The organism is Candidatus Enterococcus murrayae (genome assembly GCF_017315985.1).
GTDB classification, from domain to species: Bacteria; Bacillota; Bacilli; order Lactobacillales; family Enterococcaceae; genus Enterococcus_A; species Enterococcus_A murrayae.
On the sequence record NZ_JAFLVR010000071.1, the window covers coordinates 1 to 1,802 of the forward strand.

Annotated in this window: 2 protein-coding genes; both read right to left on the reverse strand. The window is 42.2% G+C overall.

Annotated elements, in window-relative coordinates; translation table 11 throughout:
* Positions 1–1,532: leucine-rich repeat domain-containing protein (locus JZO85_RS20870; protein WP_488350011.1), on the reverse strand; the 1,532-nt coding region annotated here is incomplete at its 3' end.
* A partial coding sequence (locus tag JZO85_RS20875; RefSeq protein ID WP_207110451.1) for an LPXTG cell wall anchor domain-containing protein occupies positions 1,525–1,802 on the reverse strand: 278 nt, incomplete at its 5' end. The genes JZO85_RS20870 and JZO85_RS20875, both read right to left, overlap by 8 nt.

Consider the following 1,802-nt stretch of genomic DNA (forward strand, 5'->3'; position numbering starts at 1 on the left):
AACTGTAACTGTTTATTATTTAAATCAGCGTATGTCACATTGGATAATTCAATTTTATCTCCATTAGGTGTGAGAATAGGTGAACCGCCAATAGAGATATTGGAGAGACTTAATCCAGTGCTTGCAGAGGTTTTTAGTACATCAACTGTCGCGTTTCCACCAGCAATTGGTGGTATACCCGACTGAATCATCTGATTGTTAGCCGTAAATTGGATCAAATTGGTCAACCCAAATGCTCCAGTTATGTCGGTTATTTTATTGTTCGAACAACTCAAAGACACCAATAACGGATTAGCACTCGCGCTTATGAAATTTAGATTTGTCAATTGATTTCCACTTATAGATAACTCTATTAACGAAGAGTTATTAGATAAATCTAGAGTGGTAAAATTATTTTGATCACATATTAACCTTTCCAGCAGTGGATTGCCCGTTAAGTCTAAGGTATTGTCAGCAAAACCGTTGCTATAACAGTCCAACCGCTTCAATAAAACATTTTTTCTGAGATCTAAGTGGCTTAGCGTTGGATGAGCTAATGAACCTTCATAATTGCTATGACAAATTAATGTTTCTAAAAGAGGAGTAGCACTTAAATCTAGACTACTCAGAGTATTATGCCCGCAGTTCAGTGAAATTAAGTTGGGATTGTTACTTACATCTAGACTTGTTAACTTGTTATTATAGCAATCTAAATCGGTCAACATAGGATTATTGCTTACATTCAGAGCTGTTAACGCATTACTGGTCAATTCTAAAACGGTCAACATAGGACTGTTACTTACATCCAAACTTGTTAGCTTATTGCCAGCACAATCTAATGTAGTCAAGACAGGAGTATCGCTTACATCAAGATCAGTTAACTGATTTATACGACAAGACACATGCGTTAGCAAAGGATTGTTACTTAAATCCAAAGTGGTTAGGCTATTCTGTGAGCAGTCTAATCTAACCAACAAAGGATTGTTACTTAAATCCAAAGTGGTTAGGCTATTCTGTGAGCAAGTTAAGTCTACAAGATTTATCGCGTATTCGATGCCTTTCAAGCTAGTGAGGGACGCTCCTCTTACTGCTATATTTGTCACAGCCTCCATATCCATATCCGTTAACTGATCTTGTCCTTTTCCATAGCCGGACCATGAAGTATTTAAGTTTGTAACATTCGGTTTTGTCCTTAACATCTGCGCAAACGCCGCATCAATATCTACCCCTTCGATCAACGTGACCGCGTAAGGACTGGCGCCTTTGGTCGTAGGTTGTTTGCCGGGCTTCTCTTCCTCTTCTTCAGACTCCTTGGTCGCTTCCGGTTCTGGGACATCTTCCAGTTTGTCTTTGCTTGGTTCGGGTTCCTTTTCAGGAATGGTTGCTGAATCCTCCGGCTGACTCGCCGCTGGCTCAGTGGCCATCGTTGGAATCGTAGAGACAACAGTTTCTTCTGGTATCTCGGTTTCTGCAACGACCGTTGCAGTGCCAGCCCCTAAGCACGGTGCTGCCAACAGGCTGACACAAAAGAAAAGACGTAGAATTTTATTCATAGTCCTCCTCCTCTCGCAACTGCTTGAAGAGGAACAGCCAAAAGACGGCGATCATACATGCGACTCCCCATGCTCGCAGAATGCCAGCAGTTTGATCCCCAGTCTGAGGCAAGTTCTTGGCACGTGTGCCCTGATAGGGTTGATCTGCTTGCCGCGTGGTTAGTGGAATGACATTTTCTTTCGGTTCTATGGGTTTTGGCGCTGGTTGCTCGCTTTCGGTCGCAAAACCGATTCCTACTTCGCTCGTGTCGACTTCTTTTCCAACCGCTA